The sequence below is a fragment of the Telluria sp. ZB4P36 genome (assembly GCF_059685865.1).
In genome coordinates this window covers 563,140-587,099 of sequence record NZ_JCASIE010000001.1, presented here as the reverse complement: position 1 = coordinate 587,099, position 23,960 = coordinate 563,140, and the positions used below count along the sequence as shown (strand labels likewise).

Annotated in this window: 27 protein-coding genes; 3 read left to right on the top strand and 24 right to left on the bottom strand. The window is 65.5% G+C overall.

Annotation, left to right across the window (positions count from 1 at the left end):
* Window positions 1-8: 8 nt before the first annotated feature.
* The 8 genes from fliM to fliF form a co-directional block, all read right to left on the bottom strand.
* A complete protein-coding gene (gene fliM, locus AC56LK_RS02720) occupies window positions 9-992 on the bottom strand; it encodes a flagellar motor switch protein FliM (RefSeq protein WP_497183020.1) in 984 nt (327 codons plus the stop codon).
* 10 nt (window positions 993-1,002) lie between these two features.
* Window positions 1,003-1,533: a flagellar basal body-associated protein FliL gene (gene fliL, locus AC56LK_RS02715; RefSeq protein WP_497183019.1), complete on the bottom strand. Its 531-nt coding sequence runs from the start codon at window positions 1,531-1,533 to the stop codon at window positions 1,003-1,005.
* Window positions 1,534-1,670: 137 nt separating this feature from the next.
* Entirely contained in the window at window positions 1,671-2,948 is a 1,278-nt protein-coding gene (locus AC56LK_RS02710) for a flagellar hook-length control protein FliK (protein ID WP_497183018.1), read from the bottom strand.
* Window positions 2,949-2,968: 20 nt separating this feature from the next.
* Window positions 2,969-3,412, bottom strand: coding sequence for a flagellar export protein FliJ (gene fliJ / locus AC56LK_RS02705; protein ID WP_497183017.1), 444 nt, complete (start codon window positions 3,410-3,412; stop codon window positions 2,969-2,971).
* A 34-nt stretch (window positions 3,413-3,446) separates the two neighbouring features.
* Window positions 3,447-4,847: a flagellar protein export ATPase FliI gene (gene fliI / locus AC56LK_RS02700; protein WP_497183016.1), complete on the bottom strand. Its 1,401-nt coding sequence runs from the start codon at window positions 4,845-4,847 to the stop codon at window positions 3,447-3,449.
* Window positions 4,844-5,554, bottom strand: a complete 711-nt coding sequence (fliH, locus tag AC56LK_RS02695) for a flagellar assembly protein FliH (protein WP_497183015.1) — start codon at window positions 5,552-5,554, stop codon at window positions 4,844-4,846. Before fliH ends, fliI begins: the two co-directional genes overlap by 4 nt.
* Window positions 5,554-6,558: a flagellar motor switch protein FliG gene (gene fliG / locus AC56LK_RS02690; protein ID WP_497183014.1), complete on the bottom strand. Its 1,005-nt coding sequence runs from the start codon at window positions 6,556-6,558 to the stop codon at window positions 5,554-5,556. The genes fliH and fliG overlap by 1 nt, the downstream gene beginning before the upstream one ends.
* The gene (gene fliF, locus AC56LK_RS02685) at window positions 6,551-8,245 is read right to left on the bottom strand and encodes a flagellar basal-body MS-ring/collar protein FliF (protein WP_497183013.1); all 1,695 of its coding nucleotides are present in this window, start codon (window positions 8,243-8,245) and stop codon (window positions 6,551-6,553) included. Before fliF ends, fliG begins: the two co-directional genes overlap by 8 nt.
* 181 nt (window positions 8,246-8,426) lie before the next feature.
* Between fliF and fliE the strand changes: the two genes are divergently transcribed.
* On the top strand, window positions 8,427-8,795 hold the full coding sequence (fliE, locus tag AC56LK_RS02680) for a flagellar hook-basal body complex protein FliE (RefSeq protein ID WP_497183012.1): 369 nt from the start codon (window positions 8,427-8,429) through the stop codon (window positions 8,793-8,795).
* 71 nt (window positions 8,796-8,866) lie between these two features.
* On the opposite strand, the gene AC56LK_RS02675 is transcribed toward fliE, so the two are convergent.
* Window positions 8,867-9,322 carry an RrF2 family transcriptional regulator gene (locus AC56LK_RS02675; RefSeq protein ID WP_497183011.1) on the bottom strand — a complete coding sequence of 152 codons (456 nt, stop codon included), beginning with the start codon at window positions 9,320-9,322 and terminating at the stop codon, window positions 8,867-8,869.
* A 185-nt stretch (window positions 9,323-9,507) separates the two neighbouring features.
* Here AC56LK_RS02675 and AC56LK_RS02670 point away from each other — a divergent pair, with 185 nt between their 5' ends.
* On the top strand, window positions 9,508-10,128 hold the full coding sequence (locus AC56LK_RS02670) for a LuxR C-terminal-related transcriptional regulator (protein WP_497183010.1): 621 nt from the start codon (window positions 9,508-9,510) through the stop codon (window positions 10,126-10,128).
* On the opposite strand, the gene AC56LK_RS02665 is transcribed toward AC56LK_RS02670, so the two are convergent.
* From AC56LK_RS02665 to fliB, 14 genes are all read right to left on the bottom strand, one after another.
* Window positions 10,129-10,593, bottom strand: coding sequence for a carboxymuconolactone decarboxylase family protein (locus AC56LK_RS02665; RefSeq protein ID WP_497183009.1), 465 nt, complete (start codon window positions 10,591-10,593; stop codon window positions 10,129-10,131).
* 101 nt (window positions 10,594-10,694) lie between these two features.
* On the bottom strand, window positions 10,695-11,072 hold the full coding sequence (locus AC56LK_RS02660) for a hypothetical protein (protein WP_497183008.1): 378 nt from the start codon (window positions 11,070-11,072) through the stop codon (window positions 10,695-10,697).
* A gap of 30 nt (window positions 11,073-11,102) precedes the next feature.
* The gene (locus tag AC56LK_RS02655) at window positions 11,103-11,474 is read right to left on the bottom strand and encodes a hypothetical protein (protein ID WP_497183007.1); all 372 of its coding nucleotides are present in this window, start codon (window positions 11,472-11,474) and stop codon (window positions 11,103-11,105) included.
* Window positions 11,471-11,689 carry a hypothetical protein gene (locus tag AC56LK_RS02650; RefSeq protein ID WP_497183006.1) on the bottom strand — a complete coding sequence of 73 codons (219 nt, stop codon included), beginning with the start codon at window positions 11,687-11,689 and terminating at the stop codon, window positions 11,471-11,473. Before AC56LK_RS02650 ends, AC56LK_RS02655 begins: the two co-directional genes overlap by 4 nt.
* 95 nt (window positions 11,690-11,784) lie before the next feature.
* Window positions 11,785-12,276 carry an Hcp family type VI secretion system effector gene (locus AC56LK_RS02645; protein ID WP_497183005.1) on the bottom strand — a complete coding sequence of 164 codons (492 nt, stop codon included), beginning with the start codon at window positions 12,274-12,276 and terminating at the stop codon, window positions 11,785-11,787.
* A gap of 140 nt (window positions 12,277-12,416) precedes the next feature.
* Window positions 12,417-13,166, bottom strand: coding sequence for a flagellar brake protein (locus AC56LK_RS02640; protein WP_497183004.1), 750 nt, complete (start codon window positions 13,164-13,166; stop codon window positions 12,417-12,419).
* Window positions 13,159-13,539: an EscU/YscU/HrcU family type III secretion system export apparatus switch protein gene (locus tag AC56LK_RS02635; protein ID WP_497183003.1), complete on the bottom strand. Its 381-nt coding sequence runs from the start codon at window positions 13,537-13,539 to the stop codon at window positions 13,159-13,161. Before AC56LK_RS02635 ends, AC56LK_RS02640 begins: the two co-directional genes overlap by 8 nt.
* Window positions 13,532-14,644: a flagellar hook-length control protein FliK gene (fliK, locus tag AC56LK_RS02630; protein WP_497183002.1), complete on the bottom strand. Its 1,113-nt coding sequence runs from the start codon at window positions 14,642-14,644 to the stop codon at window positions 13,532-13,534. Before fliK ends, AC56LK_RS02635 begins: the two co-directional genes overlap by 8 nt.
* A gap of 26 nt (window positions 14,645-14,670) precedes the next feature.
* The gene (locus AC56LK_RS02625; protein ID WP_497183001.1) at window positions 14,671-14,991 is read right to left on the bottom strand and encodes a flagellar protein FliT; all 321 of its coding nucleotides are present in this window, start codon (window positions 14,989-14,991) and stop codon (window positions 14,671-14,673) included.
* 14 nt (window positions 14,992-15,005) lie between these two features.
* Complete coding sequence (gene fliS, locus AC56LK_RS02620) at window positions 15,006-15,464, bottom strand: flagellar export chaperone FliS (RefSeq protein ID WP_497183000.1); 459 nt, start codon at window positions 15,462-15,464, stop codon at window positions 15,006-15,008.
* Window positions 15,465-15,485: 21 nt separating this feature from the next.
* The gene (fliD, locus tag AC56LK_RS02615; RefSeq protein ID WP_497182999.1) at window positions 15,486-18,143 is read right to left on the bottom strand and encodes a flagellar filament capping protein FliD; all 2,658 of its coding nucleotides are present in this window, start codon (window positions 18,141-18,143) and stop codon (window positions 15,486-15,488) included.
* A 175-nt stretch (window positions 18,144-18,318) separates the two neighbouring features.
* Window positions 18,319-18,672, bottom strand: a complete 354-nt coding sequence (locus AC56LK_RS02610; protein ID WP_497182998.1) for a flagellar protein FlaG — start codon at window positions 18,670-18,672, stop codon at window positions 18,319-18,321.
* 94 nt (window positions 18,673-18,766) lie between these two features.
* Window positions 18,767-20,212 carry a flagellin N-terminal helical domain-containing protein gene (locus tag AC56LK_RS02605; RefSeq protein WP_497182997.1) on the bottom strand — a complete coding sequence of 482 codons (1,446 nt, stop codon included), beginning with the start codon at window positions 20,210-20,212 and terminating at the stop codon, window positions 18,767-18,769.
* Window positions 20,213-20,526: 314 nt separating this feature from the next.
* Entirely contained in the window at window positions 20,527-21,759 is a 1,233-nt protein-coding gene (gene fliB, locus AC56LK_RS02600) for a flagellin lysine-N-methylase (RefSeq protein ID WP_497182996.1), read from the bottom strand.
* 283 nt (window positions 21,760-22,042) lie between these two features.
* Here fliB and AC56LK_RS02595 point away from each other — a divergent pair, with 283 nt between their 5' ends.
* Window positions 22,043-22,294, top strand: coding sequence for a hypothetical protein (locus AC56LK_RS02595; protein WP_497182995.1), 252 nt, complete (start codon window positions 22,043-22,045; stop codon window positions 22,292-22,294).
* A 36-nt stretch (window positions 22,295-22,330) separates the two neighbouring features.
* Here AC56LK_RS02595 and AC56LK_RS02590 read toward each other — a convergent pair whose 3' ends face one another.
* Window positions 22,331-23,887: a GGDEF domain-containing protein gene (locus tag AC56LK_RS02590; RefSeq protein ID WP_497182994.1), complete on the bottom strand. Its 1,557-nt coding sequence runs from the start codon at window positions 23,885-23,887 to the stop codon at window positions 22,331-22,333.
* Window positions 23,888-23,960 lie beyond the last annotated feature (73 nt).

Sequence of the window (23,960 nt, the reverse complement as noted above, 5' to 3'; positions counted from 1 at the left end):
TCATACTGTTATTTATTGAAATTGTCGCTGTTGGCGAGCAGTTTCTCGACCTTCAAGGCGTACTGGCCATTGAAGACGCCATAGGTGCAATCCATCACCGGCACGCCGTCGACCGTGGCCTGCAGCATTTCCGGGACCGTGATCGGGATGATGTCGCCGACCTTCATGTTGAGGATCTCGTCGAAGTTGGCGCGGCCTTCGCCCAGCACCGCCACCAGCTCGACCTCGGCGACCTGGATCTGCTGGGTCATCAGGCGCACCCAGCGCTTGTCGACTTCCAGGGCTTCACCCTGGATGCTCGAGGTCAGCGCGTCGCGGATCGGCTCGATCATCGAATAGGGCATGCAGAAGTGGATCTGGCCCGACACCGAACCGAGTTCGATGGTGAAGGTGCAGGACACCACGACCTCGTTCGGGGTCGCGATGTTGGCGAACTGCGTGTTCATCTCGGAACGGATGTACTCGAACTCGATCGGGTACACCGGCTCCCAGGACTTGGCATAGGCCTCGAATACGATGTCGAGGATGCGCATGATGATGCGCTGCTCGGTCTGGGTAAAGTCGCGGCCTTCGACGCGGGTGTGGAAACGGCCGTCGCCGCCGAACAGGTTGTCCACCAGCAGGAACACGAGGCCCGGGTCGAACACCATCAGGGCCGTGCCGCGCAGCGGCTTCATGTGGATCAGGTTGAGGTTGGTCGGAACCACCAGGTTGCGGATGAACTCGCTGTACTTGGAGACCCGCACCGAGCCAACCGAGACCTCGGCGCTGCGGCGCAGGAAGTTGAACAGGCCAACCCGCAGATACCTGGCGAAACGCTCGTTGATGATCTCGAGCGTGGGCATGCGGCCGCGGACGATCCGCTCCTGCGTCGCCAGGTTATAGGTACGGACTCCCGAGGTGTCTTCAGGCGCCGCAATGTCGTCCTGATCGCCGTTGACCCCTTTTAAGAGGGCATCGACTTCTTCCTGTGAGAGGAAATTATCGGCCATGGTGCTTCTGTTACTGGATGATGAACGAGGTAAATAATACGTCCGTTACTTCCTGCTCGTCGCCTTCTTTCTCGAACGGTTCCTTGATGATCGCCTGGATTTCGGCGGCGAGCTGCTGCTTGCCTTCGACGGTGCTGATTTCCGATGCTTTCTTGCCCGACAGCAGAAGCAGCACGCGGTTGCGCACGATCGCCATATTGTCCTTGATCAGGGTCGCCTGTTCGGCGCCGTCGACCTGCAGGGTGAACTGCACCTGCAGGTATTGCTCGCCGTTTTCCGGCTGCAGGTTGACCGTGAAGGCTTCGACCGGCACGTATTCCGGCTTGGCCTCGGACTCTTTCTTTTTCTTCTTCTTGGCGTCTTTCGGACTGTCGTGCGCGGCGGCCGCATCGCCGCCCTGCATGAAGTACCAGGCCGCACCGCCGCCACCGCCGAGCACGAGCACGGCCGCCACGGCGATCACGATCAGCTTCTTCTTGGAGCCGGCCGGCGCTGCTGCTGCGTCCGCCTTCGGGTCTGCCTTTGGTTTTGCATTCGCCATCAGATGTCTCTTTACTGCCTAAAAGAATGTGTCCGTCATTATGGCATTATCGGAGGGAAGCCAAGACCGCCAAGCCCTGAAAAGAGGGCATAAGGGACGGCAATCCCGCCGATTGTTGCGCGCCTGTGCGGACGGTCTTATGCAAACGTATCGACCATGCCGCTGTCACCCAGCGCCACGGTGCGGGTCGCCGGCCGGGCGGCGGCGCCGTCCTCATTCGCCACGGTGCCGCCCACGTTGCCGAATCCGCCACCACCGCCATGGCGGCGCTCGCCATCCTGCTGGGCCTGGCGCTGGTCCGGCGTGCCGGCATCCACGGTCGCGTTACCGAGCGCAATGCCGCTCTCGCTCATCATTTCGCGCAGGCGCGGCAGGGCGTTTTCCAGGGCCTGGCGGACTTCCTGCTGGTTCGACGAGAAGGCCACGCTGGCGCCTTCGTTGCTCACGTTCAGCACCACCTGCACCGGGCCGAGGTCCGGCGGGTTCAGCGTCAGGGTCGCGGCCTGTTCCTTGCCCACCATGTAGACGATGCGCTGGCTGACCTGGTTGTCCCAGGCCTGGGTGCCGACGCGGGCGGGGATGCGGTCGGTCGGCACGGCGGCCGGGTTTGGCACGGTCTCGAGCTTGGCGGCCTGGGCCTGCAGCTGGGTGACGGAAGGCAGCGGCGCCTCGACGGCTGCCGCGTTGGCGGCAGCCTCGCGGCCCTGCGCCTGGGCCTTGCCCGGGTCGGCCGGCACCTGCGCCTGCGTGCTCTGCTGCAGCGTGCGCAGGTCGGCAGTCTCCTGCGGCACCGGCTGCACGCCGGCTGCCAGCGAGGAGCCCGCGGCCTCGCCTTCGGTGGCTGCGGCCAGGGCCGGGTCCGCCGTCGCTACGGCCGTGCCGGCAGTCTCGAGTTTCGCGAATGCCGACTGGAGCGCGGCCAGCTGCAGGTCGGCGCCGCCGGCTGCCGGTGCCGCGGCCGGCGCCGCCGGAGCAGGCTGGGTCAGGCTGGCCATGAAGGCGAGCATGTCGGTCACCGGGGTGGTCGCGGCTTCGGCGGCGGCAGTGGCCGAATCGGCGGCGGCTTCCGCATCCTTGGCCGGCTCAGCCGATTCGCTCGCGGCCGCGGCCTGCGCCGGCGCCTCCGATGCCGCCTCGTTCTGCTTGGCAGGCTCGCGCGCAGCGCTCTTCGGCCCCTGCGCCGCCGGCTTGTCGGCGGCCTGCTGCTTGGCGGGCGCGGCCGGCTTGCCGGCTGGCGCCGGCGTCGCTGCCGGTGCGGGAGAGGGTGGCTGGGTCGGCGCCATCGCGCGCGACAGCGAGGCGCTGAAGAGCTCGCCTTCGGGCGCCTGCACACCGGCTGCGGCGTTGCGTTGCGGCTGGGCCAGCGCGCCGGCGCCGGACACCTGGAACGGAAGGGATGTGGTCTGCATCGTCATGATGAAAGCTCAGCCTGTATTCAGCGTTGTTTGTAGCGGGCGCCACGGGCGGCGTGGTCGTCCATCAGTTTCTGGTCGCGCTTGTTCTCGATCGCCAGCGCCTCGGCGGCGGCGCGTTCGTTCAGCGTGCGGTAGGACAGGCGCTTGCGCTCGCTTTCCTGCCATGCCTGTTTTTCCGTGTCCGCCTTGTACTGCGCATGCTTGATCACTTCGCGCTGGCCGATGATGGCGTTGTCCAGCTTGCCGATGAAGGCGACGAAGTTGTGGTACGCGAAGGGCGTGATGCCCGCCGCCTGGGCCGCGTCGAGCTTGCGGACGTACTCGTCGCGGTAGCCGTCCAGCATCACCAGCTTCTGCTCGGCTTCGTCGACCGCCTTCAGGGCCGCACCCAGGCGCTTGGCGATCGCGTCGGAATCGCGCTGCGCCAGGTCGATCAGGGTTTCAAGGGCGGACGTATTAGCCATAATGGGTCACAGTATAGTGCCCAGAAGCATCAACTTATCCTTGGAATAGAGAGGTCAATTGCCCCAAGCTCTCGAGCATGCCCGCGTTGTCGTGGATTTCCTGGCACAGGAAGTGCTCGATCTGCTCGTGCTTGGCGATCGCCTGGTCCAGCACCGGGTCGCTGCCGGCGGCATAGGCGCCGACGCTGATCAGGTCGCGCGAGCGCTGGTAGCGCGAGTACAGCTGCTTCAGTTTGCGCGCCGCCAGCTGGTGTTCATGCGTGGTGATGCCGTGCATCGCCCGCGAGATCGACTGTTCGATGTCGATTGCCGGGTAGTGGCCGGCTTCGGCCAGGTGGCGGTTCAGGACGATGTGGCCGTCCAAAATGCCTCGCGCCGCATCCGCGATCGGGTCTTGCTGGTCGTCGCCCTCGGACAGCACGGTGTAGAAGGCGGTGATCGAGCCGCCGCCCTCGACCCCGTTGCCGGCCCGTTCCACCAGCACCGGCAGCTTGGCGAACACCGAGGGCGGATAGCCCTTGGTCGCCGGCGGTTCGCCGATGGCCAGGGCGATCTCGCGCTGGGCCATCGCATAGCGGGTCAGCGAATCCATGATCAGCAGGACGTTCTTGCCCTGTTCGCGGAAGTGCTCGGCGATCGCGGTGGCATAGGCCGCGCCCTGCAGGCGCATCAGGGGAGGGGAGTCGGCCGGCGCGGCCACCACGGCAGAGCGGGCGCGGCCTTCCGGCCCCAGGATCTGCTCGATGAATTCCTTGACTTCGCGTCCGCGCTCGCCGATCAGGCCGACGACGATCACGTCGGCGGTGGTGTAGCGCGCGATCATTCCCAGCAAGACGGACTTGCCGACACCGGTACCCGCGAACAGGCCGAGGCGCTGGCCGCGGCCGACCGTCAGCATGGCGTTGATGGCGCGCACGCCGACATCCAGGGTTTCCGAGATCGGCGCGCGGTCGAGCGGGTTGATCGGGCGGGCATTGAGCGGCCCGACCTCGTCGGTGTTGAGCGGCCCCTTGCCGTCCAGCGGACGGCCGGCGCCGTCCACCACCCGGCCCAGCAGCTGCATGCCGACCGGCAGGTGGCGTGCGCGGTCGCTCGGGCGGCGGCGCGGGTGCTGCACGCTGCCCGGTTTCGGCAGCGCCGTCTCGACCGGGAATACGCGCGAGCCCGGCACCACGCCTTCGACGTCGCTCTGCGGCATCAGGAACAGGCGCTCGCCCTCGAAACCGACCACTTCAGCCTCGATCCGCTGGCCGTTGGCGACCGGGATGGTGCAGGCGCTGCCCACGGCCAGCTTCAGGCCGACGCATTCCATCACCAGGCCGGCCACGCGCGTGACGCGGCCCGAGACCTGCATCGGTTCGGCCAGGCCGACCAGGGAATCGCAGTCCTTGATGAAGGATTTCCAGCGGGCGGTGTGGCGGTCGGTCGTGGTCATGCCAACCAGTCGACGTTACTTTGCAGTGCGTGGGTCAGGCGCGCCCAGCGCGCCTGCGCCTGCGCATCGATCTGGTTGCTGGCGGTATCCACCTTGCAGCCGCCGCGCGCCATCATGGCGTCGTCGACGATGCGCCAGCCGCCCTTGATCAGCTCCTGGCCCATGGCCTGGCGCACGATCTCGGCGTCTTCCGGGTGCAAGCTGAGGGTAGCCGGCTGGGCCAGCACCGGCAGGTAGCCGATCGCTTCCTGCACCACCGGCAGGATCAGCTCGGGGCGCACGTCGAAGGCGGTGCGCACCATGCCGCGCGCCAGGCGCAGGGCCAGTTCCAGCACGTCGTGGGCGATGGTCTCGTCGGCCTGCACCACGGCGTCGCTGAAGCTGGCGGCGATCGCGCGCAGGTGTTCCAGCTCGCCCTCGGCCTCGATCTGGCCGGCGCGGGCGCCGTCGGCATAGCCTTCGGCATGGCCGGCGGCACGGCCTTCCTGCAAGCCTTCGGCGTATCCCTCGGCGCGGGCCTGCTCGCGGATCGCCTCCAGTTCTTCGATGGTCGGCAGCGCGACGTGCGGGACGATCTCCACCTGCTCGGGGGCTGGGGGAGGAGTCGGCGCCATCGCGGCGCGGCGCGCCTGGGTGCTCGGGCGCTCGTCGCCGAACGAGGTCATTTCCCAGCGCTGGTAGGCGCTTTGCTGTTCTTTCGGAATCATCAGACGAAGGAATCCTCACCTTTGCCGCCCAGCACGATCTGGCCTTCGTCCGCCAAGCGGCGCACGATCTGCAGGATCTGTTTCTGCTGGGATTCCACTTCCGACAGGCGCACCGGACCTTTCGACTCCAGGTCTTCGCGCATCATCTCGCCTGCACGCTGCGACATGTTCTTGAAGATCTTCTCGCGCAGGTCTTGGGAGGCGCCCTTGAGTGCGATGATGAGCATCTCGGATTGCACTTCGCGCAGCAGCAGCTGGATGCCGCGGTCGTCGATGTCGATGATGTTGTCGAACACGAACATCTCGTCCATGATCTTCTGCGCCATGTCGTTGTCGTAGTTCTTGATGTTGTCCATGACAGCCGCTTCCTGCTCGCCGCTCATGAAGTTCAGGATCTCGGCCGCGGTGCGCACGCCGCCCAGCGAGGACTTCTTGATGTTCTCGTTACCCGACAGCAGCTTGGTCAGCACGTCGTTCAGCTCGCGCAGGGCGGCCGGCTGCACGCCGTCCAGGGTGGCGATACGTAGCACCACGTCGTTGCGCAGGCGCTCGGTGAAGTGGGCCAGGATTTCGCAGGCCTGGTCGCGCTCGAGGTGGACCAGGATGGTGGCGATGATCTGCGGGTGCTCGTTGCGGATCAGTTCCGCCACCGAGGGCGAATCCATCCACTTCAGGCTTTCGATGCCCGAGGCGTCCTTGCCGCCCAGGATGCGGTTGAGCAGCACGGCGGCCTTGTCGTCGCCCAGCGCCTTGGTCAGCACCTGGCGGATGTACTCGTCCGAATCGAGGCCGACGGTCGAGTGCAGGTTGGTCTCTTCGACGAAGGCTTCCAGCACCTTCACCACTTCGCCGTGCTGCACGGCCTTCATCTGCGCCATCGCGCCGCCCAGCTTCAGCACTTCGCGCGGGCCGAGGAACTTCATCACTTCGGCCGCTTCCGCTTCGCCCAGGGCCAGCATCAGGATCGCTGCCTGCTGTATGCCTTCCTTGTCCTTGTCACTCATTTGATCCCAACCATGCTTTCAAAACGTTAGCCACGATACGCGGGTCCTTGCGGGCCAGTTCCTGCGCCATTTCCAGGTTCTTCCGGTAGCCCTGGTTCCGGCGTTCGACTTCCTGCTCTTCCATTTCTTCTTCGGCGAGCTCGGCCGCGATTTCTTCGGCGACCTCGTCTTTCTCTTCCGGTTCCGGTTCCGGCGGCAGGGCCGTGACCTCGTCGAACTTCTTGATCGCCGGGCGCATCAGCGGCAGCAGGATCCGGTAGTAGAGGAAGGCCAGCACCGCGAACAGCAGCAGGTACTTGCCGATCTCCTTGGCCAGCGGCAGGTTGGCGGGATCGCGCCACCAGTCGATCTGCTGAGGGGCGTCGTCCGGACGGTCGACGCCGTCGAACGGGGCGTTGGTCACGTTCAGGGTGTCGCCGCGCTGCTGCGAATAGCCCATCGCCTGCTTCACCAGCTCGTTGATCTGGGCCACTTCGGCGGCAGCCAGCGGCTTGACGACGATCTTGCCGGTCTTCGGATCGACGCTGCGGCGGTGGTTCACCACCACGCCCACGGTCAGGCGCTTGATGCCGCCCATCGGGCGCTGCTCGTAGCGGATGGTCTTGTCGACTTCATAGTTGGTGGTGGCGTCCTTACGGGTCGGCCCGCCGGCTGCCGGTGCCGCGGCCGGCGCCTGGCCGTCGATCGGCGCGGTGGCCACGCCCGGCGGCTGGTTCGACAGCGCGCCCGGCACGCCGGAAGCACCGGCGCCCGGCTGGGTCGATTCCGAGGTCTGCTGGCTGCGGATCGCCTGCGGTTCCGGCGGCGAATTCGGCTTGTACATCTCGGCGGCGGTATCGACCTGGGCGAAGTCGATCTCGGCGGTCGCCTCGGCGCGCACGTTTTCCTTGCCCACCAGCGGGGCGATGATCGATTCGACCTGCTTGATGATGTTCTGCTGGACCTGCTCGACGTACTTGAGCTGGGTCGCGTCCAGGCCCTTGTTGCCGGCGGCCTTGTTGGAGGTGTCCGACAGCAGGTTGCCGTTCTGGTCGACGACGGTGACGTTACCGATGGTCAGTTCCGGCACGCTCGAGGCGACCAGGTGGACGATGGCGCTGACCTGGCCCGGGTCGAGGGCGCGGCCCGGCTGCAGGTTCAGCAGCACCGAGGCCGTGGGCTTTTGCTGGTCGCGCACGAAGACCGAGGGTTTCGGCAGCGCCAGGTGGACGCGCGCGGCGCTCACCGAGCCGAGCGACTGGATCGAACGCGCCAGCTCGCCCTCGAGCGAGCGCTGATAATTGACTTGTTCCAGGAATTGCGACACGCCCAGCTTCTGGTTTTCCAGCAGCTCGAAGCCGACGTTGCCGCCCTTCGGCAGGCCTTGCGCGGCCAGCTTCAGGCGCAGGTCGTGAATCTTCTCGGCCGGGACCAGGATCGCGGTGCCGCCTTCCGAAAACTTGTACTCCACCCCCATCTGGTCGAGCGAGGCGGTGATGGCGCCACCGTCGCGGTCGCTGTAGTTCGAGAACAGCACGCGGTATTCCGGCGCCTGGCTCCACATCCACAGTGCGATCATGATGGCGGTGACCAGCGCGATACCGCCGCCGATGGCGACGCGCTTGCCCATGGTGGTCTGCAAAAAGCCCTGTTTCGCCTCTTGGTCGGGCGTCGGGGTGTCGATCAGTTCATCAGCAACTGCTGCCATGGATGTGTGTGTTCTAGAAAGGAGGGGATGTCGAGCTAAGCAGCATTATGAAGCCACAGGGCAACATTCAAACCCTGAAACAGGGGTGGAAATCCCTGCTTCTTCGAAGGAGGAATTTGCCGGGACACTGGTAATCTGACAGCCTGAACAAAGTGCATTGCCTCACGAGCAGGAGAGAACGATGAGTATTGGCGGAATCGGCGGCATCGACAGCAGCCGCATCCAGGCGATGATGGAACAATTGAAATCCGCGGCGACCAAGCCGGCGGCGGGCCCCGTTGCGCCCGCGGGCCTGGGCGGGATGGCCCCTCAGGGCGGTGTCGCCAAGCTCGACTTCGCCGATGCGCTGAAGACCTCGCTGCAGGGGGTCAGCAATACCCAGAAGCAGGCGGAAGAACTGGGCAAGCGTTTCGCGATGGGGGATGATACCGTGAGTCTGTCCGACACGATGATCGCGATGCAGAAATCCAGCATCGCCTTCCAGGGCACGGTGCAAGTACGCAACAAACTGGTGTCAGCCTATCACGACATCATGAACATGCAGGTGTAAGCCTGGCAAGCAGTGTCAAAAACGAAACGGCCGCGAGGCCGTTTTTTTTTCGTCATCCGCGCCGGGTATGTTCAGGCCGCTTCCTTGCGATGGAAGGTTACCGGAATCGCGCCGTCGCGCGGCGCCGGCTCTGGTAGCAGCGAGGCCAGGGTATGCCGGTCCAGCTCGGCGAGGTAGGCCGCGGTGGCATTGCTGAGCACGCCTTTCAGCGAACAGTTCTTGACCAGCCCGCAGGGGTTGCCGCCCGGGTCGAAACACTCGGCCATGTAGAAATCGCTCTCGCTCTGGCGTACCACTGCGCCGACGTTGATGTCTTCCGGCTTGTGCGCCAGGCGGAAACCGCCGTTGCGGCCGCGGATGGTCTCGATGACGCCGTTGCGGCCCAGCTCGTGCACGACCTTCATCAGGTGGTTCTTCGAGATGTTGTGCAGGTTCGCGATTTCCTGGATCGTCACCAGCCGGCCCGGATTGCTGCCGAGGTGGAGCAGGGTCCGCAAGGTGTAATCGGTGAAGGAAGTCAAGCGCATGATCAGGAAGTATAGCGCAGTCCTCTTGTGCGTGGGCATCGGGCCGACATGCAGATGGCATGCATATCGACCAGTTATTACAAAGCATTACTTGCCTTACTGTTCTTGTCGTTTCAATATGTCGGAAGTCCGGGCCATGCAAGACCAGGCCCTCACCGCCCGCCGCCGTATGCCGGAGTAAGCACATGCTACCGATCTCTTCCGCCGTCCATATCATGCACACCGACCCGATCATGACCGTCGGGCTGCATGCCATCCTGGCCGACCAGCCCGGCCTGCGCGTCACGACCCACCTGCGCCAGCCGGAGGCACAGCGCGTCGCGCGCGTGCTGGTCACCGACTACGACACCGGCGTCGCGCTGGCACGCCAGCCGGCCTCAGGTGCCCAGCCGCCCGGCGTGCTGGTGGTGACCCAGTTCGACAAGGAATGGGAAGTGCGCCTGGCGATGGATGCCGGCGTGGCCGGCTACCTGCTGCAGTCCTGCGGCACCGACGAACTGGCGCACGCCGTCGAGCAGCTGGCGCGCGGCCAGCGCTACCTGAGCGAATCGATGACGCGCAGCGTCGCCGACAGCCTCACCCGCGAATCGCTGACCGGGCGCGAGACCGACGTGCTGCAGCTGCTGGCGCAAGGCTGCTGCAACAAGTCGATCGCCCGCAAGCTCGGCATCGGCGTCGGCACCGTGAAGACCCACGTGAAGGGCGTCATGAGCAAGCTCGACGCCACCGCGCGCACCCACGCCGTGGTGGTCGCGACCCAGCGCGGCCTGATCCGGCCGGGCGGCGGGGCCGCGGCCTCCGCCTGATTACATGCCTGGGGCCGGATGCTCCGGCACCGGGTTGCGCAGGCTCAGGTTGATCGCATTCCAGCCGCGGATGGCGGCAATCGTATAAGCCAGTTCGGCAATCTCCACGTCACTGAAATGCTCGCGCAGCGCCGGCCAGGCGGCGTCGGTATCGTCGCGTCCGGGCAGGGCGTTGACGGCGTCGGCCCAGGCCAGGGCGGCGCGTTCGCGCGCGCTGAAGAAGGGCGCTTCGCGCCAGGCGGCGAGGGCGTTCAGGTGGCGCGGCTCGGCGCCCTGTTTGATCAGGTCGCGCCAGTGCATGTCGACGCAGACCCCGCAGCCGTTGACCTGCGACACGCGCAGCTGCACCAGTTCCACCAGGCGCTCGCCAAGCGAGCTGTTCTTGGTGGACTGGGACAGGGCGATCATCGCCTTCAGGTTGGCGGGGGCCAGGGTGAACAGGGGAATGCGGGCAGTGTGGCTCATGTTACAAGTCCTTTCAGGGGTGGGGAAGGCGCCCTTTGCGCCCTCCATGCCTGCAAGACGAGCCAGCCGCGCGCGGTGTGACATGCGGCCGCGTTTTTTAGCTAGCAGATCGAGCCATGCATGCTCTTTCCAGTTCGTAGGTCAATCCCGAAGTGGCAGAGATAGGGCGAGGCCCGGTCGTCCTTGCCATAGACACAGTCGAGATCGCCTTTTTGGCGCACGCGCATCCCGGAAGCCGTGCCGCAAGCGTCCTTCAGGTCAGGGCCGATGGACTCGAACAGTCTCCTTGCGGCTTCCCCTTCGAGGGCAAATGCGGCTTTTCGGTCACTCGGCGTAGGCGCCGCTGTTTCGCCCAGGCTACCGGAGTAGATGAGGTAGCTGCCGCCGAACGCTGAGTATGTGCCATCCCAGGGTTTTGCCGCATAGGCTAAGGAGAACAGGGCGAAGGTACCGAGGATCACAACTGGCAGCTTTTTCATTGCAGAGTGGGGAAGGCGCTCTTTGCGCCTTCAGCAAATTCCGCCAGCTATGCTTCTGCCGGTTTTCAGGTCAATCCCGAGGTAGCAGGTGTATCCGTCTTTGGGCTTATAGGCACACCAGACTTCGCCCTTGGTACGGCTCCGCGCGTTATTCTCGCTGCTGCAGGTGTACTTGTCGTCCGGAGACATGGAATCGAAGATTTCTTTTGCAGCCGCCCCCTTGATGATGAAGGACAGCTTGCGGTCGTCGCGGGTCGGCGCCTGCTGGTCCCCAAGGCCACCGGAGTAGATGGTGTATTCGCCTTTGAAGGGGCGGTACGGGGCGGGCCAAGTCGCTTGGTTGCCAGCATAGGCGAGTGACAGCAGGGCGCTTGCACTTACGAACATCAAGGTTTTTTTCATCTTCTGCTTGCCCGGACTTCAACATGGAAATGGTCGTTATGGCCTGCCAGCGGCAGCACACCTGGTATCGCCGTGTCGTTAAAGAAGACTTTCTTTATCGAAGGATGCATCAGGAAAAGGCCAATCAGCTTTGTAGTCGCTTCCCTGTCATAGCCCGACTGAAAATAATCGACGCGGACTTGAGCGCCGTCCTTGCGCAATGGACGCAGATCCACCTGAAGCCCATTTGTGTGTGAGTCATGTGGCTTGAATTCGCCACCTTCGGCCAGGCTGATGTTCCCGATACCGAACTTGCTGGCCGGTCCTCCGGTCAGGCGATTCTGTTGGTCGCCAGGTCCCAGCCACCAGAGGTGTTACCGCCGGCGCCCCCGCCGATCCTCTGCTGGGTGTACCTCCACCTGATCCTGGAGAATCTCAGTGCGACCGAATCCTGGAGCCCGCCGCCCTCATGGATCGCCTGGTTGACGCTGGCAATGAGCACATTGTCCATCTCGACTTCGTAGTATTTGATCCGGTCGCCGTTGCCGTCCGCGCGGAAGACTTCCAGCCTGGCCTTGGGAATGGTTTTTCCTGCCGCAGAACTCTGCATGCGGATGGGCGAGGACAGGTCAGCCAGCTTCGTCAGCGTGACGCTGCGTAGTTCGCAGCGTTCGGCGGTGTGGCCGCCGGCGGTCGATGCGGTGGCCGATTTTGGTTGGATGACACCCCACTGGGCCGAGGTGATTTCGATCCAGTCCTTGTGCCTGTCGTCGTGCGATTCGCCTTTGATGCCGTCGATCTGCAGGTAAACGTTGATTGCCATGTGCCGTCTCCGCGGTCAGGAAACGACCATTGTCGAGCGAAACGTGCAGCGATGAATTGGGTGAACTCAAGAGACAAGAGTACCGTCCCGGCGCAGGCACGGCACTGCTATTGAAGAATGCTAAAGCTGACGCCGCCGGCTCAGGCCAGGCCGGCCAGGCGCGCGTTGCGCTCGCGTTCGAGCTTGGTGATGTAGCGCTGCACCCCGGCCATGCCGCCGCGCGAGATGTCGGCAAACTGCAGGCCGATGCGGCGGCTGGTCTTGTTGTTCAGCAGGGTCAGGTCGAGCGAGTTGCGGATCTCGAGCGACGCCGTGACCGGACCGATCTCCGGCAGTTCGATGCGGCAGTTGGGGAGGATCTCGCCGATCGTCGTGCTGAGCTGGAGCTTGTTGTCGAGGATGGCGATGCCGCCGCAGCTGATGTCGTGCAGGGGGAACACGCCGGTGCCGGCGCCCGCATCAAGCGGAAGGGGAATGATCGCGCGTACCGGATTCGATACCGGGGTTTCCATCCGGTAGTACTCGCGGCGCTGCAGGCGGATCAGGCTCGGCGGGATGTCGGCGCGCAGCGCGGCTTCGCCTTCGAACATGGTGGGGCGCAGGTTCTCGGCGGTGAACAGGATGCGGATCTTGTCGAGCGTGGTCTCGCAGCGCACCTTGCCGGCTTCGAGGATGCGCTCGTTCTGCATGCGTTCGATCGAGCGGTCCAGCACGACCGTGTTGCTGTCCTGGTCGACGTCGAGGACGGTGGTGACGCAGACGTCGGCCTCGCCCTTGACCAGCATGCGCACCAGCTGGTGCTTTTCGCCGATCTGGCGCAGCAGCGCCACGATTTCACGGCGCGACTCCACCTCGTAGTCGTGCCAATTCTCGAGTTCCTGATTATTCATTGCTTGTACCAGCGTTCGCCGCGTCGTCCAGGTTGAGGTGGGGCGTCGGATCGGGTGGGGGCGGCAACGCTTGTTCAAGCGGCATCCCTTGTTTCTGAGCCGACTCAATATGATATAGCCACGCCAACAGTTCCGCAATTGCCCGATACAGGGCCGGCGGAATCTCGCGGTCGAGGTCCACCTGCATGAGCAGGGAAACCAGTTCTTTCGATTCGTGGACGAAGACGCCGGCTTCCTTGGCCCGGCGCATGATTTGCTCGGCGACCAGGCCCTGGCCCTTAGCCACGACCTTCGGCGCCGGGTCGCCGCTGCCGTAGGCAAGGGCGACGGCGCTCTGACGGCGCTGGCCCGGTCCGTTCTTGGCTTCAGTCATCGCCCGGCACCGCGCGCACCTCGAACCCGGCCAGCTGGGTGCCGGCCGCCTCGAGCGCGAGCGACAGGCTGCCCATGTGGCGGCGCAGCAGCGCGGCGGTGCTGTCGCTGCCGGCCGCGAACTGCACCTGCAGGCGGCCGCCGGTGAGCGTCAGGCGGGCGTCGAGTTCACCCAGTTCGGGAAAGCGCAGGCGCAGGCGGCTGTGCCAGGGCGTCTCTTCCTCGCCGGCTCCGTCGTGACCCTCGCGGCTGTCACGCTGCACCTCCAGCTGCATCGGCTGGCCTGGCCACAGATTGCCCTGCCAGGCGAGCTGGGCCTGCTCTTGCGTGGCCAGCTGCAGGTTGATGAACTGGGCGGTGGCGGGATCCGTGGGGAGCTGGCGCACGCCTTCCTTCGCCAGCTGCTGCTGCGGCTCCGCGTTGAGCTCGGCCAGGGGCCGCGCACCCTGCGCCCATTCGGCCACATGCGATTCGTAGAACAGCCCGCTCTTGCCCACGGCCTGCTGCAGGCCGGCCGCGATGCTGGGGGCGTCCATCCCGGCCGCAGCGACCACGGGGGCACGGCCGAGGGCCGCCGTCAGCGGTACTTCCGCTTTCTGGGCGGCCGCGAGCACGCCGCCGATGGTCTTGCCGGCCTGGCTGAGGGTCGTGTTGTTGGCTTCCGCGCCGAGGGTCTGGGCGGCACTGCCGGCGGCGGTCGCCTGCAGCAGCGCGGCAGCGCGGCCCACGGCACTTCCTTCGCGCATGGCGAGCGGCGCCTTGCCCGGATCGGCGCCCTGGGGCAGGGGCGGGCCGGCTTCGCTGAAGACGGGATTGGTCCCGAGCCCGACCTGGAAGGTGGGGCGCGGCTGCACCGACACCAGGGTCAGGGGCACGTCGGCGCCGACCTGGGCGCCTGCCGGCAGCTGCATGCGGGCGGGGATGTTGGCGACCTTGACGACGAAACTGCCGTCGCTCAGCTTGGCCAGGACTTCGCCGTGCAGCGCCTTGCCCAGCTGGGGGGCAAGGGCGCGCTGGAAGGCTTGCTGGCGCGGGTCATTGACTTGCTCGGCCGGCCTGGCCGGCGCGGCGGGCGCGACGGGGGCAACGAGCGCGCGCGGCAGCATGCTTCCCTAGAAAGGCCTTGCGGCCTTCAGACGCCGTAGGCGCGCGCGACGCGGCGTTCGGTCGAGGTGTTGTTGATCAGGGCCGACAGGCGCGCCATCCACGGGGTGCTCAGGTCGCGGATCTGGCGGTCGGCGGCGAGCATGCGGCGGATCGCGTCGACCTTCTTGACGCGCTGCGCGCCGGCCAGTGGCTGCGGCTCGCTGTCCTTGAGCTGGCGGACGTGCGCGGCGCACTGCTGTTCGAGCTCGGTCAGGCGGTCCCAATCGTTGTCGTTGGCGGCGCGCAGCATCTGGTCGGTGATCACCGCCATGGTCTCGTACACCTCGACGATATCTTCGCTGGTCATCTGTAGCATGGTCTTCAGGCACTCATCAGGGTCGGGGCGCGCATCGGCGCCGGGGCGGCTGCGGCCGGGGCAGGGGCGGCGGCCTGCGGGTCGATCGCGTTCCACGCGTCGCGCAGTTCGGACAGCAGCGTATGCGCTTCTTCCAGGATCGCCGGGTCGTTGCTCAGGTTGGCCTTGAGCAGGCGTGCGCTGATGTACTCGTACAGGGCGTCGAGGTTCTCGGCGATCTCGCCGCCGACCTTCTTGTCGAGGGCGGCGCGCAGGCCGTTGTCGATGATGTTGATGGCCTTCGAGATGGCGGCGCCCTTGGCGGCGATGTTCCCGGCCTTCATGTTGGTGATGCCGCTCAGGATCGACACCATCGCGCCGTCGTACAGCATGACGATCAGTTTGTGCGGGGAAGCGCCGGCGACGCCGGTCTCGAGACCGACTTTCGCATAGGCGCCGACGCCGCGTTGCATGGTTCCAAACATCGTATTCTCCAGTGTTTAAGCTTAGCCTGCATTCGCGGTGAGCGCCGCAAGCTGCTGGGTCAGGTAGGCCGAGGTCGACTGCATCGACATCAGGGCAGTGTCGAGCGCCGTGAACTGGGCCCGGTAGCGTTTTTCCATGGTTTCCAGGCGCGACTCGAAACGCTCGCGCGCGCTGGTGACGGACTTGAGCGTGACGTTCAGGCCGTCGGTCTTGCTGGTCAGCAGGCTGTCCTTGCCGGTGAAGCTCGCGGCCAGGTTGGTCAGCTCGAAGGCGAAGCCCTTGGAGAAGCTGACGGTGCCGCGTTCGCCCACCAGGCCACCCGACACCGTGAGCTCGATGCCCTCGGCCGGCGAACCGGCGGCAGCCGTCAGGAGCTGGCCGTTGCCGGTGGCGGCGACGCCGCCGATCGTGCCTTCGACGTTCTTGCCCTTCACCGGCGTGACGCCGCCGAACAGGGTGGCCGGGTCATAGCCGCTGACGAGGGCGATGTCGATGTTCGACATTTCGCCGTATTTGCTCGAGGAAATCGACAGGCGGCCGTCATCCTCGACCTTGGTCTCGACCGTGTCGCCGGCGCCGGAATAAGTGGTGTTGCCGTTGATCGCCGCGCGCAGCATCGAGGCCAGCTGGGCGTTGGTATAGGTGCCGGCGGCCAGCTTGATTTCCTGGACCTTGGTCTCGGTGACCGGATCGGTCTGGTTCAGGGTGACGCGCCAGGTGGTGTTCGGGGTGATCGTCGTCGAGCCCGACAGCGGGGCGGCGCTGCTGAGCGTGCCCTGGGTCGCCAGGCTGGTGATGTTGACGCCGTAGGTGCCTGGCTTGGTGGCCGCGCCCGACTTCTCGAACTTGATCTGGCCGTCGGTAGCCGCGCCCATGGCCGCGAACAGGCCGCCGATCTCGGCGAAGTTCTCGTTCACCGCCTTGTTCAGCTTGGTGGAATCGACGGCCAGGCTGCCGTCCTTCTGGAAGGTGATGCCGACCTGGCTGAGGTTGGTCAGCTTGCCGCCCAGGCCCTCGACCGCCGTGCCGAGCTGGCGCCGCAGCTGGCTCTGGATCGAGCGCACCGAGGCGTCGCCCTGGAGCACGCCGGCGGTCTTGGTTTCGGCGTTATAGCCGGCCAGGCCCGAGATCGTCTTGTTGAGATCGTTGTAGGCCTTGACGAAGTTGTTGACGGCCGTCGAGACCGCAGCGGTGTCGCGGGTCACGTTCAGGGTGGTGTTGCCGACACCGGTGACGTCGAGCGACACGCCCTGCACCGCGTCGGTCACGGTGGTGCTGCTGCTGCGGATGTCGATCCCGTTCATGTTCAGCAGGGTGTCCTGCGCGGCGCTGGTCTGGGTCAGGCCCTGCACGCCGCCCGGGTCGTGGCCGAGCAGGGCCGCGATGGCCGGATCGGCCGGCTGGCCGTCGACGCCGTCGACGCCGATTTTCATCGAGGACTTGGCGCCGGTGGCGTTCGAGGTCAGCACCAGGTGGTAGGGATTGGTGCCGCCGTCGGACACGATGGTGGCGGTGACCCCGATGTTGGCCTTGTTGATGGCGTCGCGGATACCCTGCAGCGACTGGTCGCCGGCATCGAGCGTCACGGTGCCGCTGGCCTGCGCGCCATCCTGGCTGAAGGCGGCGCCGGCCAGGTAGCTGCCGGCGGGGCCGGCGCTGAGGCCGGCGGCGGCCGGGTTGGTCCCGCCGACCAGGATCTGGCCGCCGTCCTTCGAGCTCAGGGTCACGCCGGCGGTGGTGGTGGCGCTCGTGCCGGTGTTGGTCGTGCCCGCGCCCTTGGTGCCGCCGGTGACGGTGCCGGTGCCGCCGATGACTTCGGCCACGGTCAGGTTGGAGCCGTCGGCAGCGGTGAACTGCAGGGTGCCCAGGTCGGCGCTTCCGGTAAAGCTGATGTTGGCGGCGGCGAGCGCCGCACTGACGGTGCCGCTGGCCAGGGCGGCATCGACCTCTGCCTTGCCCAGCGCCGGCGCGCCGCCGGCCTGCGACACGATCTGCACGCCGCCGACCGTCAGGGCATAGCTGGCCGTGGGGCCAGTGACGACGGCGCCGAACCCGGCGAACAGGTTGGCCGCGCTGGTGGCCGTGCCGGCCTTGGCCGTTACGCCGGTGGTGTCGCTCTTGGCATTGATGGCTTCGGCCAGCTGGGCCGCGCTGCGGGTCGTGCCGCTGGTGGTGATGGCGGTGCCGTTGAGCGTCAGCGAACCGTTGCTGATGCCGCCGGTGGCGGTCGAGTTGGCCAGGGCGCTGCCGGCCACGCCGAAGCTGCCGCCGCTGATGCTGCCGAACTGGAAAGTCAGGGTGGTCTTGGCGCCGGCCCCGATGGTCGCGCTCATGCTGGCGCGGCCGGCCGTGCTCAGGCTCTGGGCCGAAGCCAGCTGGCTGACACTGATCTTGTAGTTGCCGGCGACCGCGCCGGCACCGGCGGTGCCGCTCAGGATGTCCTTGTTGCCACTGCTGGTGTTGAGCGCCCTGAAAGTCGCGGGAGAATTCAGCGAGGTCAGGGCGCCCTGGAAGGCCCCCACCGCCGCGCCGACCTTGCCGAGCGCGGTCACGCGCGCCTGCAGCGCGGCAGACTTCTTGTCGAAGTTGGCCAGCGGTGCCGCTTCGGCCTGCATCAGCTTGCTGATGATGCCGTCGACGTCGAGACCGGAACCGATACCGGTTGAACTGATGCCCACTTTGTTTCTCCCGTGAAAGCGATAATGTAAGTCATTATCGACAGAAGCAAACCGGACTTAAGAGTAGGAAATGTGTCCTAATTCAATTAGTTGGACACGGGGGAGGGGAAGTTGACAGGCATGCAAGCCCGGCGCGCTCCTGAGGGTGCGCACCGGGCCGCAAGCTTGAGAGCCTTCAGGCTGTCTGGCTGATGAGGAGGCCGCGCATCTTGTCGATGGACTTGGCGATCTCGAGTGCTTCGACCGACGGGATCTGGCGCACCACTTCGCGGGTGCCCTGGTCGATGATCTTGACGACGATTTCCTTGCTGTCTTCATCGATTGCGAATTCCAGGCTTTGCGAGGAGGCGCGCATGCCTTCGTTGATCTTCTTGACAGCATCGCCGACCTGTTCGCGCGAAGGCGGGGCAGCCTCCTGCGCGTCTGCCGGCCTGGTTTTCGCCGGCTGGACATTTTGCTGCTCGAGCGCCGGAAGCGTGCGCTCTTCCAGCCGCGGCGCCACGGGTGAACCAAGAGATTGGATGTTCATGTGACTTTCCTAGCAAAAAATCCTCGGCTGAATTTCTTCAGCCGAGGAGCCTTGTTACGACATGGACGGACTGGCTAGCCCGTCATTCGCGTTATTAACCACGCAGGAGCGACAGGACGCCGTTCGGCAGCGAGTTCGCCTGGGCCAGCATCGAGGTACCGGCCTGCTGCAGGATCTGGCCGCGGGTCATTTTCGCGGTTTCAGCAGCGAAGTCGGTGTCGACGATGCGGCTGCGCGATGCCGACAGGTTCTCGGTCGACGACTGCAGGTTCGAGATCGCCGATTCGAAGCGCGACTGCAGTGCGCCGTATTCAGCGCGCTGGCCGTTGACTGACGACAGTGCCGCATCGGCGGTCTTGATGGCAGCCTGGGCGCCGTCGAAGGTGCTGATGTCGAGGTTGGCCACCGATTTCAGGACCGAGGCGCCGCCCAGGCCCATGGTGGTGGTTGCATCGACCACCGAGAAGCTCTTGTCGGAGTCCATGGTGATCTTGCCCATCGCGGTGGCGCCGTTCGCGCCGTTGGTCTCGACCGCGGCGGATTTCGCGCCGGCCGTGGTGTACGTCGACATCATGGCCTCGGTCGCGGTGCCGCCAACGTTCTCCAGCTTGATGTCGTTGCCGCTGGCGTGGCTCAGCTTGATGCCGCCGTTGGTGGCGTCGTACGACGCGGTGACGCCGGTCTTGGCCGACTGGGCATTGAAGGCGCTGATGGCGCCGGCGTGGCCGTTGGCGTCATTGGTGCCGACCGAGAACGAGATCGTCACGGCGCTGGCGTTGTCCGAGGTCAGCTCCATCGTGAACGACTTGCCGGCTGTCAGGGTCAGGTTGGCGTCGGTCTTGGCGGTGGCGGTCACGCCGGTGTCGCCGCTGACTTTGTTGATCTCGGCGACGGTGGTCTTGGCGGTGGAACCGTTAGCGAGGACGACACCCTTCGAGCCTTGCGAACCGTTGATCGTCACGGTGGCGCCGACCACGCCGTTGGTCGAGCCGACCTGGGCGACCTTGGCAGCGATATCGGTGCTGTTGTTGCCGTAGGTCGAGGTGGTGAAGTTCGCACCGCCCATCGAGATCAGCTGGCCTGCATTGGCGCCGACCTGGAAGTTGGCGGTGCCCATCGAGCCGTCCAGCAGCTTCTGGCCGTTGAATTCGGTGGTGTTGGCGATGCGGTTCAGTTCCGAGGTCAGCTGGGTGACTTCGGTCTGCAGGGCTTTGCGGTCGTTGGACGAGTTCGACGAGTTCGACGACTGCACTGCCAGTTCACGGATACGCTGCAGGATGTCGCCCGAGCTCGACAGGGCGCCTTCTGCGGTCTGGGCCATCGACACGCCGTCGTTCGCGTTGCGGGTGGCCTGGGTCATGCCCTTGATCTGCGAATTCATGCGGTCCGAGATGGCGAGACCGGCAGCGTCGTCCTTGGCGCTGTTGATGCGCAGGCCCGACGACAGGCGCTGGATCGAGGTGTTCAGGGAAGCTTGCGAGGTCGACAGGTTACGCTGCGAGTTCAGGGATGCAACGTTGGTATTGATTACGGATGCCATGGTATTTCTCCAGACTGGTATTTCGGGGTGGGCCACCTTGCCCTGTTCACTTTGGTGCGCCACCTGTTCCGTGACGATCACACCGCTGTTGATGCTGGTAACGGAGTACCCCGGGTAATCTTTATGGTGGGCAATGAAAATAGTTGGCGAAAAAAATCCTCAAGTTCCCTGTCGCGCCGCGTCTAAACGACCCTGGAGCACAAAACTTTAGGGCCGAAAAAATTAAATTTTCTGAAAATTGCTCTTCAAGTCCTCGCGCCGGGCAAAAAAAAACACGGCCCGGGCCGTGTTTCCATGCCATCTTGACCACAAGATCAATGGCGCAGGAAGCCATACAGCTTGTCCAGGCTGTCCAGGCCACTATTCTTGAGCGCATCGTTGACGCGCTGCGCGAAATCCGCGTGGTGGCGGAAGCGGCGGTAGAACACCTGCACCGTCTCGACCAGGGCGGCGGCGTCGGGGAGGGGGGCAGCGCCCGCGCACCGTCCCGCCAGCATCAGGCGCAACAGGCCGAAGCGCGAGATCAGTTGCAGGTAGCTGTCGTATGCCGTGCTGCGGTCGAATGGGAACAGGTGTGTGAACATTTCATTCAGGATGTAATGCTCCAGCAAGTGCGGCGCTGCCTCCAGCGCCAGGGGCAGGCGCTTCACGCCGGTAGTATAGGCCGCGAGCAGATCTTCGACGCGCGCGTCGCCCGTTTCCGGGTCGGCGCCGAGATTGGTCGCGACCGTCGCCAGCACGGCGCGCTCGCGCTCGGTGCGCGCGCCCCCGTCTTTTCCGCCCCAGATTGTGGCGAATACCAGCGCCTGCGCTTCGTGGTCCGGTTGCAGTTCGTGCAAGGCGTCGAGTGCCGAACCGCTTCCCAGCAGGGAGGTGAAGCCGTGGATGAGCGCGCCGGCTGCGGCGCTGTCGCTTTCAACTGCAGTGAACTGTTCGCAGAACACGCCCAGCAGCGCCAGGCGCTGCCACAGTTCCAGGCCCTGCGTTCGCATGAGCTGCAGGCAGAAGATCCGCACGTCATGCATGAGCTGCTCGGGAAAACCCTCCCTGGGGCGCGCCAAGAGCAGCTCGTCCGGTCGGATGGCCACGTTCGTTTCGATGAATTCGAAGGCGTCCGGCGCCAGCAGGGCCTGGCGCGCCGCCTCGGGACAGGACAGTTGCAGCGCTTGCTGCATCTGTCCGCCAAAGTCCGCGGAGACGCGGGGATAGCTGAAGCAAGTGTTCGACAGGTGGCTTTCATCCATGTGCTTTTGCACGCCGCACAGGCCGCCCTGCATCATCGGGCAGCTGCCATCCGACTCGCTCATATCGAGCCGGCCATAGAAGCGATCGCTCCCATCGCTGTCCTGGCGCCGCAGGCCGCGATCGAAAGCAGCCTTCAATTCCGGATGCCCGCTCTGGCGATAGGCTTCAAAGGTTTTCTTGTCCAGGCTGACCAGCCATCCGGAGCAACAGTTGTCTTCGCATTCGGCGCCGATGCAGCGGAAGCGGCTGACATAGGTGGGCATCAAGGCTTGGATGGTACGGGTCAGGTGCAGGGTTGCCATGGTCGGGGTTCGAAGAATGTCATCGGGGCCGTGGCGCTCCGGAGCGGAGGCCGCAGCTTGCGTGGCGCAAGTCTACCTGCGTCGCGGCCCGCGCCATGACCTGATTACCGCCCGGTTCCTGTCCCTGTTTCCGGTTTGCCGCCCGCGACCCGCACCAGGACCGGCAGCCATGGAGAATAATTTTGCCAATCCCGCCTGCCGGGGCCGACAAAATGCTAGGATTTTGGCAAGCCCGGCCGTATTGACGGGCGCCGCCACCGATAGTTCTTGCATGGAGAACAATATGAAGAGGATCGCAGCAGGTTTGGCCGCACTGGCACTGGCAGGATGCGCCACGCAGGATGTCCCGGATGGCCCGACCGAGGCCGAACTGATCGCCAGTGCCGGCAACACCGCCGGCCAGGACGGCCACCAGATGACCGGCAGCCGCCTGAAGGACCGGACGTCGACCGACCGCATGCTGAAGGCGGTCGGCGCGCAGGGCGCGCGCGACGAGATGCGCAATGCGCCCCGGCCCGGCGCTATAACAAATTAGTTTCGCTAAACTTATTACAGCTTAGATAAGCGCAGCTTAATCTGCGACCACGACCCGGTTCTTGCCGCTCTGCTTAGCCTGGTACATGGCCCGGTCGGCCCGCGCCATCAGGCTGGCCTGGTCCTCGTTCGGGGTGCGCAGGGCCACGCCGCAGGAGAAGGTGATCAGCATCTTCTCGTTGTCGTGCAAGAAGAAGTGGCGGGTCAGCTCGCGCTGCACGCGCACCATCGCCGCCGCCGCCGCCTCGACCGGGGTTTCCGGCATCAGGATCAGGAATTCCTCGCCGCCGAAGCGGGCGATCACGTCCATCGAGCGCAGCGTGTCGCGCACCACCTTGACCAGGTGCTTGAGGGCGCCGTCGCCGGCCAGGTGGCCGTAGGTATCGTTCAGCTTCTTGAAATTGTCGAGGTCGAGCATGGCCACGCACAGCGGCGTGTCGCGGCGGTCGGCACGCGCGCTTTCGCGCTCGAAGACGTCGTCCAGGCCGCGGCGGTTCAGGCTGCCCGTCAGCTGGTCTTCGCGCACCAGCTCGCTCATGTGCTGCAGTTCCGCCTCCAGCGTGCGGATGCGTTCCTCGGCTTCCTGCACCTCGCGGTGCACCGCCACCATGCGGTCGCGCGAGGCCAGCGCCTCGTCCTGGGCGGCGCGCATCTCGCGCAGTACTTCGTTCATTACCTCGTTCAGCTCGCCGATATTGGCGGCACTGCCGATGCGTTCAGAGTAGCCGGCCAGTTTCGCATGGTGGTCGCCGGTCGAGGCCGCCACCGAGCCAAGGCGGTCGATGAAGCTCATCATCATGTTCTTGACGGTGGCGCGCACGTCCGAGAGGCTGTGGCGCAGCTGGCCCTGCTTGAGGATCACGTCCTTCAGGCTGCGCGTCGCGTCTTCCAGGGCGCGCACGTCGAGCGGGCCGGCGATCAGGTCCTGCACGGCGGCGATCTGGCCGCGCATCCAGCTGTCGTCGTCGAGCAGCTCGTTGACGTTGTCGAGCAGCAGGCGGAACAGGCGCAGCAGCAGTTCCTGCTGCTCGGCGCTGTCGCCGCTGCGCAGTTCGATCTGGTAGCATAGCTGCTTCAGGCGGCCGGACAGTTCGCCCAGTTCCTCGCCGCGCGCCAGGCGCACGGAGCCGCCCAGCGTTTCGGCCTCGGTGACGAGGTCCGGACTGCCTGCCAGCAGGGTGGCCAGCGCATAGGCCAGTGCGCGGTTCAGCATCTCGCGCAGTTGGCGCGCCTCCGGATCCTCGTCGCCGAGCGCCATCACCGGCGTGTTGCGCCGCAGGTGGCGGTCGGCCACCTGGCCCAGCGCCTGGGCATAGGCGGTCCAGTCGCCGGTTTTGGCGGCGCGCACCAGGCGGCGGCCGTACTCGGACACCTCGCCCGGCGTGTCGGCCAGGCGGCGCGCGAAGTTCTCCAGCAACTCGGTGGCTGCGTTGCCGGCGGGCGCCGGCGGTGGCGTGCCGGCGATCTCGTCATAGATGGCCCGGTAGGCATCAGGCGTGGGCGCGATACGGCGCGTCGCGAGGCGCCGGAAAGCTTCGCGGGCAATATCGGCGGGGTTCTGGCCGGTGGCGGCGGGCGGGGACGAAATGGACATGGTGTAAAGACGCGAATTGCTGTTTGGCGTAATGATAAGCAGCTTCTTTGCCAATCATCAATTAAAAAACGGA

Coding starts and splice junctions, on each gene's coding strand:
- fliM (WP_497183020.1), bottom strand. CDS start 992: ATGGCCGATAATTTCCTCTCACAGGAAGAAGTCGATGCCCTCTTAAAA.
- fliL (WP_497183019.1), bottom strand. CDS start 1,533: ATGGCGAATGCAAAACCAAAGGCAGACCCGAAGGCGGACGCAGCAGCA.
- AC56LK_RS02710 (WP_497183018.1), bottom strand. CDS start 2,948: ATGACGATGCAGACCACATCCCTTCCGTTCCAGGTGTCCGGCGCCGGC.
- fliJ (WP_497183017.1), bottom strand. CDS start 3,412: ATGGCTAATACGTCCGCCCTTGAAACCCTGATCGACCTGGCGCAGCGC.
- fliI (WP_497183016.1), bottom strand. CDS start 4,847: ATGACCACGACCGACCGCCACACCGCCCGCTGGAAATCCTTCATCAAG.
- fliH (WP_497183015.1), bottom strand. CDS start 5,554: ATGATTCCGAAAGAACAGCAAAGCGCCTACCAGCGCTGGGAAATGACC.
- fliG (WP_497183014.1), bottom strand. CDS start 6,558: ATGAGTGACAAGGACAAGGAAGGCATACAGCAGGCAGCGATCCTGATG.
- fliF (WP_497183013.1), bottom strand. CDS start 8,245: ATGGCAGCAGTTGCTGATGAACTGATCGACACCCCGACGCCCGACCAA.
- fliE (WP_497183012.1), top strand. CDS start 8,427: ATGAGTATTGGCGGAATCGGCGGCATCGACAGCAGCCGCATCCAGGCG.
- AC56LK_RS02675 (WP_497183011.1), bottom strand. CDS start 9,322: ATGCGCTTGACTTCCTTCACCGATTACACCTTGCGGACCCTGCTCCAC.
- AC56LK_RS02670 (WP_497183010.1), top strand. CDS start 9,508: ATGCTACCGATCTCTTCCGCCGTCCATATCATGCACACCGACCCGATC.
- AC56LK_RS02665 (WP_497183009.1), bottom strand. CDS start 10,593: ATGAGCCACACTGCCCGCATTCCCCTGTTCACCCTGGCCCCCGCCAAC.
- AC56LK_RS02660 (WP_497183008.1), bottom strand. CDS start 11,072: ATGAAAAAGCTGCCAGTTGTGATCCTCGGTACCTTCGCCCTGTTCTCC.
- AC56LK_RS02655 (WP_497183007.1), bottom strand. CDS start 11,474: ATGAAAAAAACCTTGATGTTCGTAAGTGCAAGCGCCCTGCTGTCACTC.
- AC56LK_RS02645 (WP_497183005.1), bottom strand. CDS start 12,276: ATGGCAATCAACGTTTACCTGCAGATCGACGGCATCAAAGGCGAATCG.
- AC56LK_RS02640 (WP_497183004.1), bottom strand. CDS start 13,166: ATGAATAATCAGGAACTCGAGAATTGGCACGACTACGAGGTGGAGTCG.
- AC56LK_RS02635 (WP_497183003.1), bottom strand. CDS start 13,539: ATGACTGAAGCCAAGAACGGACCGGGCCAGCGCCGTCAGAGCGCCGTC.
- fliK (WP_497183002.1), bottom strand. CDS start 14,644: ATGCTGCCGCGCGCGCTCGTTGCCCCCGTCGCGCCCGCCGCGCCGGCC.
- AC56LK_RS02625 (WP_497183001.1), bottom strand. CDS start 14,991: ATGACCAGCGAAGATATCGTCGAGGTGTACGAGACCATGGCGGTGATC.
- fliS (WP_497183000.1), bottom strand. CDS start 15,464: ATGTTTGGAACCATGCAACGCGGCGTCGGCGCCTATGCGAAAGTCGGT.
- AC56LK_RS02610 (WP_497182998.1), bottom strand. CDS start 18,672: ATGAACATCCAATCTCTTGGTTCACCCGTGGCGCCGCGGCTGGAAGAG.
- AC56LK_RS02605 (WP_497182997.1), bottom strand. CDS start 20,212: ATGGCATCCGTAATCAATACCAACGTTGCATCCCTGAACTCGCAGCGT.
- fliB (WP_497182996.1), bottom strand. CDS start 21,759: ATGGCAACCCTGCACCTGACCCGTACCATCCAAGCCTTGATGCCCACC.
- AC56LK_RS02595 (WP_497182995.1), top strand. CDS start 22,043: ATGAAGAGGATCGCAGCAGGTTTGGCCGCACTGGCACTGGCAGGATGC.
- AC56LK_RS02590 (WP_497182994.1), bottom strand. CDS start 23,887: ATGTCCATTTCGTCCCCGCCCGCCGCCACCGGCCAGAACCCCGCCGAT.